Origin of the sequence: Nocardioides sp. P86 (assembly GCF_023712465.1) — a bacterium.
Taxonomy (GTDB): domain Bacteria; phylum Actinomycetota; class Actinomycetes; order Propionibacteriales; family Nocardioidaceae; genus Nocardioides; species Nocardioides kribbensis.
Genome location: NZ_JAMAYE010000027.1, coordinates 1 through 468 on the forward strand (window position 1 = coordinate 1; position 468 = coordinate 468).

Genomic DNA, 468 nt, shown 5'->3' on the forward strand with positions numbered 1-468 from the left:
GTGCATGCCCGCGGCTCGGCGGCCCACGGCTATTTCGAGGCCTACGAGGACTGCAGCGCGCTGACCAAGGCGGCGTTCCTGGGCAAGGCCGGCAAGCGCACCCCGGTGTTCGTGCGCTTCTCCACCGTGCAGGGCCCGCGCGGCTCGGCCGACACCGTGCGCGACGTGCGCGGCTTCGCGGTGACGTTCTACACCGAGGAGGGCAACTTCGACCTGGTGGGCACCAACATGCCGGTGTTCTTCATCCAGGACGCGATCAAGTTCCCCGACTTCGTCCACGCGGTGAAGCCCGAGCCGCACAACGAAATCCCCACCGGCGCCTCGGCCCACGACACCTTCTGGGACTTCGTCTCGCTGCAGCCGGAGTCGGCGCACATGGTCATGTGGCTGATGTCCGACCGCGCCATCCCCATCGCCTTCCGCAACATGCAGGGCTTCGGCGTGCATACCTTCCGCCTGGTCAACGCC

1 protein-coding gene is annotated in these 468 nt (G+C 67.7%); it reads left to right on the top strand.

All coding sequences use genetic code 11. From position 1 onward, the window contains the following. On the top strand, nt 1–468 hold a 468-nt coding region (locus tag M3673_RS18790), incomplete at both ends, for a catalase (RefSeq protein ID WP_251535591.1).